Source organism: Bacillus timonensis (genome assembly GCF_004799755.1).
GTDB classification, from domain to species: domain Bacteria; phylum Bacillota; class Bacilli; order Bacillales; family Bacillaceae_L; genus Ferdinandcohnia; species Ferdinandcohnia timonensis_A.
The window spans coordinates 1-16859 of record NZ_SLUB01000030.1; the positions used below are offsets into that span (position 1 = coordinate 1).

A 16859-nucleotide genomic window follows, 5' to 3' on the forward strand; every position below is an offset into this window, starting at 1 on the left:
GAAAATACCAAAAAATGGGAACAAACAACAATTTTATTCATGATTGTTGTTTTAGCTCCCAAGCAAAAAAACTAACTGTAAATATATTACTTTTTATCAAAATAAATGCAATTATGCAAAGCTAGTGGGACAGGTCCACTGACCCATATTCAATTAATAGAGGTGATGCTATTGCCAAGAGTTGCAAGGATTAAGAGCAGAAGCGGCATTTATCATGTCATTTTAAGGGGCGTTAACAAGCAGACGATCTTCGAGGATGATGAGGATAGGACGCGGTTTCTGAATGTTTTACAAAGGTATAAGGAGATTTCTCGTTATAAGTTCTATGCCTATAGTTTGATGGACAACCATATTCATTTGTTGATAAGGGAGATGGACGAGCCGATTGGTCATTCGATAAAGCGAATAAGTTCCAGTTATGTTTATTGGTATAACATGAAATATGAGCGATGCGGGCATTTGTTTCAGGAACGATTTCGGAGTGAGAAAGTTGAATCCAAGCGCTACTTCTTAACGGTTCTGCGGTATATTCATCAGAATCCAGTGAAAGCGGGTCTGGCCGCGAATGTGTTTGAGGCAAGTTGGACGAGTTTGAATGAATATTTTGGTGGTGCAGGTTTAGTAGATACTGAGTTTGGGGTGAGTTTGTTTTCTGGTGGAGAAGAGAAAACGGCGTTGCAGAGGTTTGTTGATTATATGAGTTCTCCTAATACTGATGAATGTATGGAATATTTGGAGCGTGTCAGGTTGTCGGATAGTGAAGTGAGGGAGTATCTGCAGGAGATGGGGATTCCAAATAAAAGCGCTTTACAGCGGATGGAGAGAAAAAAAAGAGACGCCGTGCTACTGCAGTTGAAGGAGACTACAGGTGTTAGTTTAAGGCAGATATCGAGGGTAACGGGGATATCCAAAAGTGTGATACAGCGAGTGTAATGGAAAGAGTTAGGACGGGGGCGAGCTGGGACGAGGGACCTGTCCCCCTGTCCCAGATGCGGGCACGAAGTGGGACGAGGTACCTGTCCCCGTGTCCCATCAAAATATTGAGAATTTTTGGCAGAGTTACGCTATAATAGGCATATATTGAAATGGATTCTAGTAACCACTGTTTTTGTGAAAGGGGTTTCATAGTGAAAAAGCTGCTATTCGTTTATCTGTTACTCATCGGATTGTTTGTGATTTATATATATAACTACCAAATGGAGAGTTCGACAAAGCGTGCATGGAATGAGAATGAACTGGTCGGAAATATGGATGAGACATACGTAATGGTGACGTTCTTGGTGGGGATTGATTACTGGAAACGAGCGCTAAAGGGTTTTGAGGATGCAGCAGAATCGTTAAATGTATCGGTCGAGTACCGGGGCTCGACGCAATATGATGTTCACGAAGAAATGACTGTACTGGAGCAGGTTATTGCGAAAAATCCTGCGGGAATCGCAATCTCCACGATGGACCCAGAAGCCTTAAATCCAGTGATTGACAAAGCAGTAGAGGCTGGAATTCCTGTTGTAATGTTTGACGCAGATGCGCCAGAAAGTAAGGCATATTCTTTTCTAGGAACAGATAATTATAAAGCGGGGGTAGAGGCGGCCCACAAGATGGCGGACTTAGTAAATAAATCAGGGGAGGTAGGCGTCATTACACTTCCTCATCAGTTAAATCACCAGGAACGCACAAAAGGTTTTCAGGATACCATTTCCAAGGAATACCCTGAAATGAAGGTCGTCTCCATCAACGATGGAAGAGGCGACCAAGTAATCTCAAAAGAGGAGGCTGAGGCGATGATTGCCGCGAATCCGAATTTAGTTGGTATCTTCGTTACAGAAGCAAATGGCGGAGTAGGAGTTGGACAAGCCATCGTCTCAAATAATCTCAAAGACTCTATTAAAATTATAAGTTTTGATACAGACAAAGGCACCCTTGATATGATTAAAGACGATGTCATTTCTGCCACAATTGCACAGGGAACGTGGGAAATGGGGTACTGGTCTTTACAGTTTTTATTCCACTTACAACATGGCATATATGATCAAGATCGTAAAAATGCACCTTTACCACGCAACGTTGATACAGGTGTAACGATTGTAACAAAGGAAAATGTGGATTCCTACTATCCACAATAAACTTCGCGGAAATGGATTGGTTGTATTGAGAAATTTCATACAAATAAATAACTTACCAATTCGATATAAGCTCATAACTCATTTCTTAATTATTAGTATTATCCCGATTATATGTTTAGGGCTTTTAATTAATTGGACAGTTAAGCGTGTAGTGGAAGAGCAAGTTAATCAAAATACCTTACAGCTCATCAGTAAAGTGAACGAAACATTTGAGTTTTATTTGAACAACATGCAGAGAGTTACCTACTTTATTTCCTTTAATGATAGGATTCAAGAATTTTTCAATCAAGACGGGCAAGGTCAAATTGAAACAAATGAATTTGAGATACAGCGCTATCTTCGTAACTTTACAACACTATTGCCGGAAGTAGCGGGGGTTCTAGTGGTGAATAGCTCGGGGGAATATGTGAGTAACGAACTGTATGCCCCAGGGATAGAGGATTTAACGGAGGAGTCTTGGTATAAAGAGGCGGTAGAAAATAAGGGAATCTTTAAAATGATTGGTCAGCCGAAGGATCGCCATCTCGCATCATTGGTAAGTTACAAAAATGATGAAGTGGTGTCTGGTGTTCGTGCCGTGATTGACCCGATTTCACAGGAAGTACTAGGGGTCATTTTGATAGATTTAAAGGTTAGAACAGTTGCAGAAACATTGGTAGATGTGCGGCTAGGGAAAACAGGTTACTTGACTGTGATTGATGAACATAGCAGACCTATTTATCAACCTAATGATCCTTTAGTCGATACCATCCCGAATGAGTGGCTGGAAGGAAAAAGGTCAGGTACATTTTCAAAAGAAGTTCAATCGCAGCAATTGCAATTTATTTACCAAAAGTCACCGTATTCTAACTGGACAACCGTCGGTGTGTTTCCCACAGAGGAATCTATTTTTGAAATAAGAGAAATACAGTTTTATTTGGTCATTTTTGTTTTTATCATTCTCTTATTTGGAATTCCAGTCTCATACTTTTTATCCAATTCCATTTCTAAACCAATCGGACAGTTGATGAAATTTATGCGTAAGGCCGAAGGTGGAGAGCTCGGGGTTCGTTATACAGAAAAGCGTGATGATGAAATCGGAATGCTTGGACGAAGTTTTAATAAAATGATAAAACAAATCAATGAATTGCTGCGCTTAACGGAGAGGCACGAAAGACAGAAGCGAGAAGCAGAATTTAGAAGTTTACAAGCCAATATCAACCCTCATTTTCTCTACAATACGCTTGATACGATTCAATGGATGGCGCGAAAACAAAAGGCGATTGATATAGCGGAAGTCGTTGAATCGTTAGCAAAATTGTTCCGGATCGGGTTGAGTAAGGGAAGAGACATGATACCGCTTGATAAGGAAATAGAGCATATCGAAAGCTACTTAAAGATTCAACAAACAAGATATCGTGAAAAGCTTCAGTATCAAATTGAGGTGGACGAAAGTGTCTCTTCGTTATATGTTCTCAAATTTATTTTGCAGCCCCTTGTCGAAAATGCCATCTACCATGGGATAAAAGAGCGTCGAGGTCCAGGTCAAATCATCGTTTCTGCACAACAAAATAACAAAATCTTACGCCTAACGATACAAGACAACGGTGCAGGAATGCCGGAATCACGGCTTCACGAAATTCGTGCAGCGCTTAGAGATGCTGTTAGAAGAACAGAAAATCAAGGTGAAGTGAAGGATAAAAAGGGATATGGAATTTTAAACGTTCAAGCTCGAATCGTACTTGCATTTGGGGATCGTTATGGGATTACGATTGAGAGTAAAGAAAAGGTTGGGACAACGCTCGAGCTGGTGTTACCTATTTTAGAAGAAGATATTGGATGGGAAGAGGAGCGGAAGAAACATGCGTAAATGGAAGCTTTTAATTGCAGATGACGAATACATAATTCGGGATGGAATCCATTCTTCTGTTGACTGGGAGAAGTTTAACATGGAGGTCATTGGAGAAGCAGAGGATGGAGAAGAAGCCATTGAATTAGCCATTTACAACCAGATTGATCTATTGCTTATTGATTTAAATATGCCGATTATAGATGGGCTTGAGGCCATGAAAGAGATTAAGAACCAGTTGCCAAATTGTAAAATGGTTGTCATCTCGGGGTATGATGATTTCCGTTATGCACAAGAAGCCCTTCGGTTAAAGGTGGAAGATTACTTATTGAAACCGATAAATCCCGGAAAACTCGAAGCGTTAATCCAGGACCTTAAACAAAAGCTGGATTTGGAAGTTAACCAGAAGAAATATATTCAACAAGCCGCCGTCCAAATAAAAAGAAATCATACCCAGCTCAAAGAACGTTTTTTTCAGGATTGGATTGCAGGACAGTTAGCGAATGAAGAGATTTCCGAACAATTACAGTTTTTACACCTGCCAGTTGCACTTCCGAAGCAATATCTCGTGATTAAATGGCCAGATTATCATTTGAATCAAACATTTATGCAAGAAAATGACCGGCAATTGTATTTATTTGCAATTGAAAATATCGTCAAGGAAATGATGGGTGCAGAAAAGGCGGTTATCTTTTGGGACCAATCTCATTTGCTAAATGTTTGTTTATGGGAGCCGATCAACAGGGAATCCCTGACAAAAATTGAAGAGGTCGTACAAAACTATTTTAATATCACAATCTATTACCATGTGGAAGACATCTTCATTCAGGACTTCGTTCATTTATATAAAGTCTATGATCAATGCAAAAGGCAGGTGGATCAGCAAATTAAAATATCACCAATTGTGAAACAAGCTCTAGCTTATATTCAAGAGCATTATCAGGATTCTTCGCTCACGTTAGAAAGGGTAGCTGAAGAATTACATATTACGAGTGTTTATTTAAGTCGGATGATTAAGCATGAGCTTGGTATTTCCTACGTTGGTCTTCTAACCCAAATGCGAATCAATAAAGCCGTGGATTTATTGAAAACGACCGATTTATCGGTACGAGATATAGCAGAAACCGTTGGTTATGATACACAACATTACTTTAGCACTACTTTTAAAAAAGTAGTCGGAATATCACCGATGCAGTTTAAGAATGATGAAGAAAACGTGCACCTTTAGTAGAAGGTGCTTTTTTTTGTGCGAAAGAAGAACATTACAAATTGTTTAAATTTTTATAAAAATAGATTAAAAATATGTAAAGCCCTTACATCTATGAAGATGCTATTTTATAAACAGGTAGATAACAAAAAAAGAGAGGGGTTTCAATCTATGAAGAAAATAGGGTTTTTAGCACTAATTGTTAGTTTGATTTTTTCTTTAGTGGCCTGCAGTGGAAACGACAAATCATCGGGTTCTGGAGGCGATTCAAAAGATACGTTAATTGGGGTCGCAATGCCAACGAAGTCCTCACAGCGTTGGGTTGATGATGGAAATAATATGGTGAAGCAATTAGAAGAACTCGGTTATAAAACAGATTTGCAATATGCAGAAGATGATGTGGATAAGCAAATTGAACAAATAGAAAACATGATTGTAAAAGGTGCAAAAATCTTAGTTGTTGCATCAATTGATGGCACTGCCTTAACGAATGTATTACAAAAAGCTGCCGATCAAGACATTGAAGTCATTGCGTATGACCGATTAATTATGGAAACACCAAATGTAAGTTATTACGCAACATTTGATAATTTCCAAGTAGGTGTTTTACAGGCATCCTATATTGAGGAAGCGCTAAACCTTAAGGGAGAAGCCGGACCATTTAATATTGAGTTGTTTGGTGGCTCACCAGATGACAACAATGCCTACTTCTTTTGGGATGGTGCGATGTCTATTCTAAAACCATATATTGATAACGGGAAATTGGTTGTTCAAAGTGGTCAAACAGAATTTGAACAAGGAGCAACGATGCGCTGGGATGGAAACACCGCGAAATCACGTATGGAAAATATTTTAAGTAAAGCATACTCAGGCGGGGAAAAGGTAGACGCTGTTTTATCACCTTATGATGGAATTAGCCGTGGAGTCATTCAAGCATTAAAAGGTGTAGGTTATGGTTCTGCTGATCTTCCTCTTCCAATTGTAACTGGACAAGATGCAGAGTCTGCTTCTGTAAAATCGATTATTGCTGGTGAACAAACACAAACCGTGTTTAAAGATACACGTGACCTTGCTTCTGTCGTCGTGAAAATGATTAAAGCGATTGAATCAGGTGAAGAGGCTGAGGTAAATGATACAGAAACATATGACAATGGTCAAAAAGTCGTTCCTTCTTATTTAGTTGATCCTGTTTCAGTCGATATTGACAACTACAAAGAAGTGTTAATTGATAGCGGATATTACACAGAAGACGAAGTAAAATAAGTAACCCCGAATTTAGTGGTGATATTCAGTCACCACTAAATTACTTCATTCCGTGATTTTTAACGAGGTGGTGAGGATATGTCCGAGTATATTTTAGAAATGCGTAACATCACAAAAACATTTCCAGGAGTGAAAGCACTAGACAACGTGAATTTAAAGGTGAAAAAGGGTGAAATTCATGCACTAGTGGGTGAGAATGGTGCCGGAAAATCAACATTGATGAAAGTATTAAGTGGTGTTTACCCAAGTGGTACCTATGAAGGTAGCATCTACTTTGAAGGCGAAGAATGCCATTTTAAAGATATTAAACAAAGTGAACATATTGGGATTGTTATTATCCATCAAGAGTTGGCATTAAGTCCATTTTTATCAATTGCAGAAAATATATTTTTAGGGAACGAAAGACAATCCAATAAGATTATAAACTGGCAGGAAACATTCTTAGAGGCAAAAAAGCTATTAGAACGGGTAGGGTTAATAGAATCACCGAACACGGCTGTCATGGATATTGGGGTCGGGAAACAACAGCTTGTTGAAATTGCAAAAGCGCTATCTAAAAATGTGAAACTCTTAATCTTAGATGAACCAACAGCAGCCCTGAATGAAACAGACAGCGAAAACCTCTTAAAGCTTTTACTTGAACTAAAAAAACAAGGAATTACCTCCATTCTGATTTCTCATAAATTAAACGAAGTGTCTAGTATTTCAGATCAAATTACGATTTTACGCGATGGACAAACAATTGAGACGTTTGAAGCTAAGGATGGAAAGGCGTCAGAGGATCGAATTATTAAAGGGATGGTAGGGCGAGAGTTGACCAGCCGTTATCCAGACCGAGTACCAAACATAGGTGACATCATTTTTGAAGTGGAAAATTGGAATGTCTATCATCCGCTGCAACGTGATCGAAAAGTGATTGATAATGTGAATCTTCACATTCGTCGTGGAGAAATTGTGGGCTTAGCAGGTTTAATGGGAGCCGGCAGAACCGAACTTGCGATGAGTATTTTCGGCAAAACATATGGCAAAAAAATTACCGGCTTATTATACAAGAACGGTGAGGAAATACAAGTAAATACAGTTAGCGAAGCGATTAAGCATGGAATAGCTTATGTATCGGAGGACCGGAAAACATACGGATTAAACTTAATTGACGATATCAAACGGAATATAACCCTATCAAATCTCAAACGTATTTCAGCGAATACGGTGATTGATGAAACCAAGGAAGTACAGGAGGCCCAAGTTTTAAGGGAAAGATTAAATATTAAAACCCCATCATTGGCTCAGCTTGCGGGAAATTTAAGTGGCGGAAATCAACAAAAAATTGTCTTAAGTAAGTGGATTTTTACCGAGCCGGATATCTTAATTTTGGATGAACCGACCCGTGGAATTGATGTAGGGGCGAAATTTGAAATTTATTCACTCATAAATGAATTAGCGGCTGAAGGAATGGGTGTCCTTGTCATCTCATCAGAGTTACCAGAGGTATTAGGGCTGTCAGACCGTATTTATGTGATGAATGATGGTCGTATAACGGGAGAGCTTGGTCGTGAAGAGGCGAACCAGGAGAGTGTCATGCGTTATATGACCGGAACAGGAGGGACGAATCGTGCAAACACTAAGTAACTTATTTCGCAACAATATCCGGGAATATGGAATGATCATTGCACTTGTGTTCATTGCTGGCCTATTTTGGATTTTAACGGATGGAATATCCTTTAGTTCATTAAACTTGACCAATTTAATTTTGCAAAACGGGTTCATCCTCGTACTAGCAATTGGGATGGTTTTAGTCATTATTACGGGGAATATTGATTTATCTGTCGGTTCCGTTGTTGCGATCGTCGGCGCAATTGCCGGAGTTCTAATGATTAATCATAATGTGCCGGTATGGTTAGCTATTATTCTATCACTCGTTGTCGGTGCAATAATTGGAATTTGGCAAGGTTTTTGGATTGCGTATGTCGGCATACCGTCCTTTATCGTAACCTTAGCAAGTATGTTAATTTTCCGAGGACTAACCCTGTATCTTTTAGATGGGAAATCACTTGCGCCATTTCCAGAGTCATTTGGAATGCTGAGCGGGGGCTTTTTACCTGCAATTGGTTCAGGAGATTTGCACTTACTCACTATTCTTTTATCTGTCATTCTATCAATCGTTTTAATTTATATGGAGTTCAGAAACCGTAAAAAGCAATTGGTATATAGCCTTGAAGTGAGTCCGTTATGGCTATCTGTTACAAAAATGGCATTGCTAATCGCTGTGATTAACTGGTTTGCGTATCAATTGGCGTTGAATAAAGGAATTCCAACGGTGTTAATCATTGTTATTATTCTCATTGTGATTTACACCTTCGTGATGAAAAATACAGTTATGGGTCGTCATGTATACGCAACAGGCGGTAACCAGAAAGCGGCTGATTTGTCTGGTATTAAAACTAAGCGTGTCGTATTTTGGGTATTTGTGAATAACGGAGTAATCGCAGCCCTAGCTGGATTAATGTTTGCCTCGCGCCTTAACTCTGCAACACCAGCAGCGGGTAACATGCTCGAGCTTGATGCCATTGCTGCAGTATTTATTGGTGGGGCTTCCATGGCTGGTGGCGTAGGAACTGTCATCGGCGCCATTGTCGGTGGACTCGTTATGGGAATCATGAACAATGGCATGTCACTGATTGGTGTCGGAATCGACTGGCAACAAGCGATCAAAGGACTCGTACTCCTACTCGCTGTAGGCTTCGACATCTACAACAAAAACCGAGCTGGAAAATAGCGGATGCTGTGGATCAGTTGTTTCAGCAAAAAGTCGAAGTCTAAAAGGAATTCAATATCGAAATACTGTTTGAGTAAGCACAACTAGCAGATAAAAGCTGTTAGTTGTGCTTTTTTTGCATTTGTCTTGATAGTATAACCTACATTCGAAAATAAAAAATGGGATTTTTTCTAATACTAAGGTTGTAATTCACTTAACGCAAAAGCGGGGGATTCCATGCAATACACTACTTACCAAAAAGACCTGACAGACTCTACTACGTTTCAAAGGGATTTATCTTCAAATGCATTAAAATATATCGCACTCATTGCCATGTTTTTTGATCATCTTTTTGCCGGTTTTATCCCTCAGGAAACGTTATTAGGGTTTGTTTCGCGTATACCGGGAAGGGTTGTTGCTCCGATTTTTTGTTATTTTATCGCGATGGGATATTTTTACACATCCAATATTAACAAGTACATCAAGAGATTGGTTATTTTTGCAGCTATCTCTCATTTTCCGTATGTATTATACTTTAAATTACCATGGTGGAAAGCAACAAGTGTCATGTGGGGGTTAGCGTTGGGGTTAATCGCTTTGACCATTGTAAAAAGTGAAAGACTGCCGCTTTACTTGAAGCTAGCCTTGGTGTTTGTTTGTTGTATGCTTGCATATCCAGCCGATTGGAATTATATTGCGGTTTTATGGATCATGTTTTTTGGCATTTTTCGCGGACAATTAAATAAACAAATCATTAGCTTTATTTTCATAGGGCTTTTTTTGCACATCATACCTGAAATCAGCAATTTGGGCTGGCACCATGCCTATCAATTTGGGATTTTCTTGGCCATTCCATTGTTGATTATGTATAAAGGCAGACGCGGTAAAAAATCAAACCTGTTAAAATGGGGCTTTTATGTCTTTTATCCATTACATTTAATCATTTTATATATGTTAAAATACATTGTTTTTACCTAGTGGAGGTAATATGAAAAAATTAATTGCACTAATATCGTTCGTATTCGTATTGACAGCTTGTTCATCTGCAGTTGTGGAAGAACCAATTGTTGAAGAGACGATCGCGCCTCTTCAGGAAACAGATCCACTAGAAGAATTAGAGCCAATCCCAACTCCTGTAAAATACGAAGGAGATTTGGAATTACCGATTAATGGGGCAACAGGTTACACATCTATCGATTTAAACGTAATGTCATCTCCAACGATAGAATCTGAAACAGTTGAAACGTTGAAAGCTGGTACAGCCTTTACAATCGAAAAAGAGGAAGGAAATTGGTGGTACATCAAAAATGCGACTTCCGAAGGCTGGGTAGATAGTACGTACTGTTTCATTAACCTTCCGGACGTGATTCCTTCTATTATATATGATAGTACCAATACCTACTCTTCCGAATTTGTTTCTTCCGGAGCTGCGATTCCTGGAATAACAGGACAAGCCTTGTACGAAGGAAAAACATTTAACAAGAGACTTGGAAAAGAGGAATTTATCGTTCCTGTCTTGTATTCCATGTCCAAAAAAATAGTTCTTGCCCAACAAGAAGCGCTAGCTAATGGAAATACGTTAGTCATCTATGAAGGGTATCGACCCTATTCCACTCAAAAAGCAGTCGTAGCAGCATTGACGAACCTAGCAAAAGTAGATAAAAGCGTGATGGCTGGGATAAACACAGCACCTTGGAGCACAAATTGGTTTATCGCTACAAGTGTTTCAAACCATCAGATGGGTTATGCGATTGATGTAACACTGGCTAAAATTGATTCAAAAGAAGAAGTAGCAGTAGGGGAATATTTAGTAACTGATATCACTGGATACACGGAATACACAATGCCAACGCCAATGCATGAACTAAGTTTGGCATCTATTACATTTACCAAACCAGTTCCATCTACATCTCCAACAGCGTGGAAAAATGCTAAATTAGCAGATTCAATGAATGAATCAGCCATTACACTACAAAAATATCTAACAAATGCGGGTCTTACACCCTTAGCTTCAGAATGGTGGCACTTCAATGACCTAGATGCATTGAATGCCGTCAAACAGCATCCAAGTGTTGGGGGCTATACATTAACAGAATGCTTGAGTGTAACTCCATAGTGGGACAGAGGTGGGACAGAGGGACAGGTCCCTCGTCCCTATTCCGGTATAGTGAAATTTCACTTTGTTAAAAACTGTACTATTCAGGAATTATTATTTCAAACAAGCGCTTGATTAATAGTCTACCTTAATGGCAGCTGGAAGTATAAATTTCAATCAATCGTTTGTTTGGATGGATTGATGGCCCTAGAAAATGGGCTGTAATAGTGTATGTTATCAAAATAATAGTATATTGAAATCATATTAAAAAGGTTCAGCGTTCGGTTTAGATCAATCCGAACGCTGGGCCCTTTTGCGGTGTTGGTGGAAAGATGGGACCTGTCCCTGCGTCCCACTATACCTACATTGTCGATGACTCCTCGGAAAATCAAAACTGCGGGTAGAATGTTTGGCAAGGATAATGATATCCTTTAATAAAGCTAACAACTTATCTATGAGATGGGTTGCTAATTTAAATGAGTATACTTGTGATAGAATGACAAATAAGTAGAAACATAGAAGGGAAATTCCGATGGAGTTACTATTGATCGTCTTACCTGCATTTCTTATTTTCACTGCCGGATTCATTGGTCAAAGGGTCCTCACCTTTGATATAAAGTCTATTTCAAAGTTATCTTTATATTTGTTAGTACCCTTTTTAACATTTGATACGTTTTATACGAATCAATTAAATGCGGATTATTTTTATATCTTTGTTTTTACGGTGTTTCTTACCATTCTGTTAGTCGGTGTTACTTACTTAACTGGAAAGCTATTAAAAGCAGACAGGTCACATATGTCCGCCATGCAAATTGGAAGTATTTTTCCGAATAGCGGCAATTACGGAGCACCCGTTGCATTATTTGCATTTGGTGGAATGGCTTTTGAATACGCCATCATTATTATGGTCATTCATGCATTTCTAATTAATTCAATAGGTATTTTTCTTGCATCCCTTGGAGGGGCGAGCTCGAATGGTATAAAGGGGGCATTTAATCGGTTAATTCGTATGCCCGTCATGTATGGGGCTATATTAGGGATGATCTTCCAGATTCTGAACATTCCATTACCTTCTACCATTATAGATGGAATTAGTATGGTAGGGAGTGCATCCATTCCCGTGGTCATGCTAATACTGGGTATGCAATTGGCTGAAATTAAGCTGCAAAAATTCAAATTAAAATATGTTAGCAGTATAACAATACTCCGAATGGTCGTATCACCCCTTCTTGCCTTGGCACTAGTTACGATTATGCCAGTTAGCGAGTTAATTAAACATGTCTTTTTGCTCCTATCCGCGATGCCAGTTGCTGCCAACACAACTATACTAGCCGTGCAATTTGACTGCAAACCTGACCTGCTCTCATTCACAACCCTTGTAACGACCTTACTTAGCCTGATTTCAATTCCACTTTTACTCTATTTGCTCTAGGTGGGTCAGAGGGACAGGTTCACTGTCCCACATTTTCTTACCACTATTACCTTATATGTTGACTTTGAAGGCGAATTTTGGGTTTAAAATAATAAATCAATTTAGAACGGGGGCATTGTGCATGCTTACAAAAGAAATTGCAGATATCGTTGTGAAGGAAACAATAAAAAGATTGGGATATAATATCAATATTTTTGACCATAACGGGATTGTATTAAGTTCTGGTGATAAAAGCAGAGAAGATACGTTTCACGAAGGGGCACTTCAAGTTGTAAGTTCTGGAAAGCCTCTCTATATAACAGATAGTAATGTCATTGAATATCGTGGCGCAAAGCCTGGGATTAATTTCCCAATATATGATCAAAATCAATTAATTGGTGTTGTTGGCATCTCTGGAGAACCAGAAAAAATTAAGGATTTTGGAGCCTTAGTTGTTTTAATGACAGAGTTATTGATTAGGCAACAACTCCTTTCAAATGAAGTAGAGTGGAAGTTTAGGACAAGTGAAGCTATCTTGGATGAGTTGATGTCCGATCATTTAAACCATAGCAAAATTTCGCAAAAACTATCTGTATTACATGTAAATCTATCTGCACCCTTTTATCCAATGGCTTTCTCCGTTATGAATGAAGATCAAGATGATACTCCTTTATTATCCTATTTGTACAAAGATCTTGAAGCGATTTTGAAACCGTTCTCGTGCATTTATGCATACGTAGATGCGACTACATTTTTACTTTTAATTTATTCAAAGTCGATTAATGAAATTGCTAGAATTGAAAGCACCGTTGAAAGGTATATGTTAACTCAATTTGGTAACGTTCGTATGGCAAGAGGATATGTCTTAGAACATCTCGAACAGGTCCGGGATGTCATGAAGCAATTAAGATTAGTTTTAAATCAAACAAAAGAGAACAAAATTAACATTAGAGATTATGAGATTCAACTGTTACTAAATGAAGTGGATGAGGATAAACGCAAGGTAGTAAAAAACCGAATCCAGAAACAGTTGACACCTGAGCAACTACAAACACTTAATATGTTTTTTAGTCATAATCTTAATGTAAATGCAACAGCGTCGGCCATGTTTATTCATCGAAATACTTTGTTGTACCGTTTAAACAAAATTTATGAGATAACAGGCTATAACCCTAGAAACTTCTATGATTCGATGATTTTAAAAATATCTGATTGGTTATAGAATATGTACAAAACCTACAAAAAATCATGGGATTTATGTAGGTTTTTTTGTGTAAATTATCCATATTATTATAATTTTCATAATTTTATAATTTACATATAGGTTAAAAACTAATTTAAATTGTTCCTGGAGGGTTAGGGATGAAGGTCCTGATAACACCAGATTCTTTTAAAGGAAGCTTATCCGCAATGGATGTTGCAACTTCAATAGAAACTGGTTTGAAAAAAGTAGATGGTAATTTGGAAACAATGGTGCTTCCTATGGCGGATGGGGGTGAGGGTACATTACATTCCTTAATTACCGCAACAAATGGGAAAATCGTTTATGTAGATGTACTAGATCCGCTTGGAAGAGAAATAAATGGCCATTATGGAATCATGGGTGACAACAGAACTGCTGTAATTGAATTGGCTGTCGCTTCAGGTCTCCCTTTACTAAAAAAGTCTGAACTTAAGCCGACTGAAACCTCTACCTATGGTACGGGACAATTAATCAAACACGCATTAGATAATGGAATAGACTCTTTTATTATTTGTCTGGGTGGAAGTGCTACCAACGATGGGGGCACTGGAATACTTAAGGCATTAGGATTTCGTTTTTTCGATAAAGAGGGACAGGAATTACCAGAAGGGGTACTGAGTTTAAAGAAATTAGCTTGTATTGATGATAAAAATGTCAGCGCTTCCACAAAAAATGCGAAGTTTCAAATGGCATGCGATGTCCGGAATCCTTTAATAGGTAAAAACGGAGCGACACGTGTATTCGGACCACAAAAAGGAGCAACACCCGAAGCTATAGAGGAATTAGAGCAAGCCCTGACCGTTTTTGCCGACGTGGTCTATCAACAAACTGGTTGGCAAATTCATGATTATAAAGGGGCGGGGGCAGCTGGTGGAGTAGCAGGTGGCTTGTTACCGTTTTTAAATGCAAAATTAAAGCCCGGCGTTGATTTAGTAATGGAGGTTTTATCTTTACCAAAGTTAATAGATTCTCATGAATTTGATCTTGTCATAACTGGGGAAGGCAGGCTCGACATGCAGACAGAGTTTGGCAAAGTAGTTGCAGGGATAACAAGATTGTGTAATCCAAGAGGTATCCCCGTTATTGCGGTATGTGGTCAGGTTGATGCGGATGGGACCATGATCGACCGGCTTGGTCTTACAGCAGCGTTTAGTATAACAAATGGTCCTATGGATTTAGATGAGGCAATGTTACATACTAGCAAACTTTTAAGTTCAAAGAGTGAACAAATACTACGCTTGTTTCTAGCTCGTAGCCAAATGGGCAAGAAAATACAACATTAAGGTGGTGATGGGAAGAATTACACCTAGGGAATGGTCTGATATTTTAAAATCCTGTGGGCATAGTTTTCTCGATGAATTAAAAATAGTAACTTGTTGAAAAGGGTGGTTTTCGCAAATGGAAATGCTGAAAGTTGTAAAGAACAAGATTACCGATACAAAAGGAAATCCGATTCAATTAAGAGGAACTTGCATTGGCGGATGGATGAACATGGAAGATTTTATCAACGGCTATACGGGTTCAGAACATAGCCTACGCCACGCGGTAGCGGAGGAAATAGGAAAAGGGAAGGCAGAATTTCTGTTTGATCGAATGCAACACCATTTCTTTGGAGAAGAGGATATTACATTTATTAAAAGTTGGGGTGCAAATACAGTTCGTCTTCCTTTGAATTATCGCCATTTTGAGGATGATGAGGCGCCTTTCTCCTATAAAGAAAAGGGCTTTCAACGATTAAACGAAATTATTAACCTTTGTGAAAAGCATGGGTTGTATGTCATTTTGGACCTTCACGCTGTTCAAGGGTATCAAAACACGCATTGGCATTCAGATAATGATATTAGGCATAGTTTCTTCTGGCATGATAAAACATATCAAGATCGATTCATTGCCTTGTGGGAAGAGTTTGCTCGCCGCTATCAGGGGAGAAGTGTAATTGCTGGTTACAACATCATGAACGAACCATGTGTGAATACACCACACGGAGATTATCCTCATAACTTCTTTGGAAATTATAAGCCGGATTGGGAAAGAATGAATCGTATCTATAAGAGAACTGTTGATGCCATTCGAAAAATTGATCCAGACCACATCATTTTCCTTGAGGGAGATAATTATTCGAAGTTTTTTGAAGGGTTAGATGCTCCATTTGCTGAGAATTTAGTTTACAGTAGCCATAATTATACAGCAGCAGGCTTTGGACCGGGCCAATACCCTGGAATTGCGGATGCAAAGACAGCAAGGATTGAAAGTGGCGTTTATTGGGATAAAGAAAAACAAATCCAGGTATTTAAAGGCCATCAAGGAACCGTCTTTACTCAGAAGTATGATGTTCCACTTTGGGTAGGAGAGTTTGGTTCGGTGTACAATGGGCCAACAGAAGAAATTCCATACCGACTCGCGGCGATGGATGATCAGCTAAGTATTTTTGAACAGTTTGGAGCGCATTGGACAACATGGACCTATAAAGATGTAGGGGTAATGGGACTTGCCATGTTAGATCCAGAATCCGAGTACATGCAGCGGATATCCTCCATTATTGATTTTAAGCATAAACTCAATACCGATGATTGGATGATTTGGCTCCCTGGACGTGAGGCAAGGGATCAAATTGCAAATCTAGCAAACACGCTTGAAACCGTCATTGGAGATTCCGGTATTAATCATCACTTTAACGTTGCAGCACTTTCTCAGGCTGTTTTAACCGTTTATACAGGTGCTTTGATTCAGCCAGTTTATGCGAAAATTTTTAAAGGATTATCAGAAGAAAAAATCGATGATGTCATGCAATCATTTGCTTTTAAAAATTGTAAAATTAATGATGGTTTACTAGACATTTTGATGAAACATACGAATCAGACCATCGGTAGTTAAAAGAAAGTCTCTAAACTATGAATCTTGTATATTTCAAAAGAAAAGGAAAGGTGGTCAATT

The 16859-nt window shown here is 38.8% G+C and carries 13 protein-coding genes; all 13 read left to right on the forward strand.

What is annotated here, in order from left to right; translation table 11 throughout:
* Nucleotides 1-165: 165 nt before the first annotated feature.
* The 13 genes from E1I69_RS15280 (at nucleotide 166) to E1I69_RS15340 (ending at nucleotide 16799) form a co-directional block, all read left to right on the forward strand.
* A complete protein-coding gene (locus tag E1I69_RS15280) occupies nucleotides 166-933 on the forward strand; it encodes a transposase (RefSeq protein ID WP_347561830.1) in 768 nt (255 codons plus the stop codon).
* A 194-nt stretch (nucleotides 934-1127) separates the two neighbouring features.
* Entirely contained in the window at nucleotides 1128-2123 is a 996-nt protein-coding gene (locus E1I69_RS15285) for a substrate-binding domain-containing protein (protein ID WP_136380438.1), read from the forward strand.
* Nucleotides 2124-2148: 25 nt separating this feature from the next.
* A complete protein-coding gene (locus E1I69_RS15290; RefSeq protein ID WP_136380439.1) occupies nucleotides 2149-3972 on the forward strand; it encodes a cache domain-containing sensor histidine kinase in 1824 nt (607 codons plus the stop codon).
* Nucleotides 3965-5179, forward strand: a complete 1215-nt coding sequence (locus E1I69_RS15295; RefSeq protein ID WP_136380440.1) for a response regulator transcription factor — start codon at nucleotides 3965-3967, stop codon at nucleotides 5177-5179. Before E1I69_RS15290 ends, E1I69_RS15295 begins: the two co-directional genes overlap by 8 nt.
* 150 nt (nucleotides 5180-5329) lie before the next feature.
* The gene (gene chvE, locus E1I69_RS15300) at nucleotides 5330-6421 is read left to right on the forward strand and encodes a multiple monosaccharide ABC transporter substrate-binding protein (RefSeq protein ID WP_136380441.1); all 1092 of its coding nucleotides are present in this window, start codon (nucleotides 5330-5332) and stop codon (nucleotides 6419-6421) included.
* A gap of 78 nt (nucleotides 6422-6499) precedes the next feature.
* Nucleotides 6500-8050 carry a multiple monosaccharide ABC transporter ATP-binding protein gene (gene mmsA / locus E1I69_RS15305; protein ID WP_136380442.1) on the forward strand — a complete coding sequence of 517 codons (1551 nt, stop codon included), beginning with the start codon at nucleotides 6500-6502 and terminating at the stop codon, nucleotides 8048-8050.
* Complete coding sequence (mmsB, locus tag E1I69_RS15310) at nucleotides 8034-9197, forward strand: multiple monosaccharide ABC transporter permease (RefSeq protein WP_136380443.1); 1164 nt, start codon at nucleotides 8034-8036, stop codon at nucleotides 9195-9197. Before mmsA ends, mmsB begins: the two co-directional genes overlap by 17 nt.
* A gap of 216 nt (nucleotides 9198-9413) precedes the next feature.
* On the forward strand, nucleotides 9414-10154 hold the full coding sequence (locus E1I69_RS15315) for a TraX family protein (RefSeq protein ID WP_136380444.1): 741 nt from the start codon (nucleotides 9414-9416) through the stop codon (nucleotides 10152-10154).
* A 10-nt stretch (nucleotides 10155-10164) separates the two neighbouring features.
* The gene (locus tag E1I69_RS15320; protein WP_136380445.1) at nucleotides 10165-11292 is read left to right on the forward strand and encodes a M15 family metallopeptidase; all 1128 of its coding nucleotides are present in this window, start codon (nucleotides 10165-10167) and stop codon (nucleotides 11290-11292) included.
* 511 nt (nucleotides 11293-11803) lie between these two features.
* On the forward strand, nucleotides 11804-12703 hold the full coding sequence (locus E1I69_RS15325) for an AEC family transporter (protein ID WP_136380446.1): 900 nt from the start codon (nucleotides 11804-11806) through the stop codon (nucleotides 12701-12703).
* Between the two features lie 121 nt (nucleotides 12704-12824).
* Nucleotides 12825-13904 carry a CdaR family transcriptional regulator gene (locus tag E1I69_RS15330; protein ID WP_161974913.1) on the forward strand — a complete coding sequence of 360 codons (1080 nt, stop codon included), beginning with the start codon at nucleotides 12825-12827 and terminating at the stop codon, nucleotides 13902-13904.
* A gap of 140 nt (nucleotides 13905-14044) precedes the next feature.
* A complete protein-coding gene (locus tag E1I69_RS15335; RefSeq protein ID WP_136380448.1) occupies nucleotides 14045-15208 on the forward strand; it encodes a glycerate kinase family protein in 1164 nt (387 codons plus the stop codon).
* A gap of 115 nt (nucleotides 15209-15323) precedes the next feature.
* Nucleotides 15324-16799 carry a glycoside hydrolase family 5 protein gene (locus E1I69_RS15340; RefSeq protein WP_207308557.1) on the forward strand — a complete coding sequence of 492 codons (1476 nt, stop codon included), beginning with the start codon at nucleotides 15324-15326 and terminating at the stop codon, nucleotides 16797-16799.
* Nucleotides 16800-16859: the final 60 nt, after the last annotated feature.

Excerpts from the sequence above, each read along its gene's own strand:
- E1I69_RS15325 (WP_136380446.1), top strand. The coding sequence starts at position 11,804 with ATGGAGTTACTATTGATCGTCTTACCTGCATTTCTTATTTTCACTGCC.
- E1I69_RS15280 (WP_347561830.1), top strand. The coding sequence starts at position 166 with ATGCTATTGCCAAGAGTTGCAAGGATTAAGAGCAGAAGCGGCATTTAT.
- E1I69_RS15335 (WP_136380448.1), top strand. The coding sequence starts at position 14,045 with ATGAAGGTCCTGATAACACCAGATTCTTTTAAAGGAAGCTTATCCGCA.
- E1I69_RS15330 (WP_161974913.1), top strand. The coding sequence starts at position 12,825 with ATGCTTACAAAAGAAATTGCAGATATCGTTGTGAAGGAAACAATAAAA.
- E1I69_RS15340 (WP_207308557.1), top strand. The coding sequence starts at position 15,324 with ATGGAAATGCTGAAAGTTGTAAAGAACAAGATTACCGATACAAAAGGA.
- chvE (WP_136380441.1), top strand. The coding sequence starts at position 5,330 with ATGAAGAAAATAGGGTTTTTAGCACTAATTGTTAGTTTGATTTTTTCT.
- E1I69_RS15320 (WP_136380445.1), top strand. The coding sequence starts at position 10,165 with ATGAAAAAATTAATTGCACTAATATCGTTCGTATTCGTATTGACAGCT.
- mmsA (WP_136380442.1), top strand. The coding sequence starts at position 6,500 with ATGTCCGAGTATATTTTAGAAATGCGTAACATCACAAAAACATTTCCA.
- E1I69_RS15315 (WP_136380444.1), top strand. The coding sequence starts at position 9,414 with ATGCAATACACTACTTACCAAAAAGACCTGACAGACTCTACTACGTTT.
- E1I69_RS15295 (WP_136380440.1), top strand. The coding sequence starts at position 3,965 with ATGCGTAAATGGAAGCTTTTAATTGCAGATGACGAATACATAATTCGG.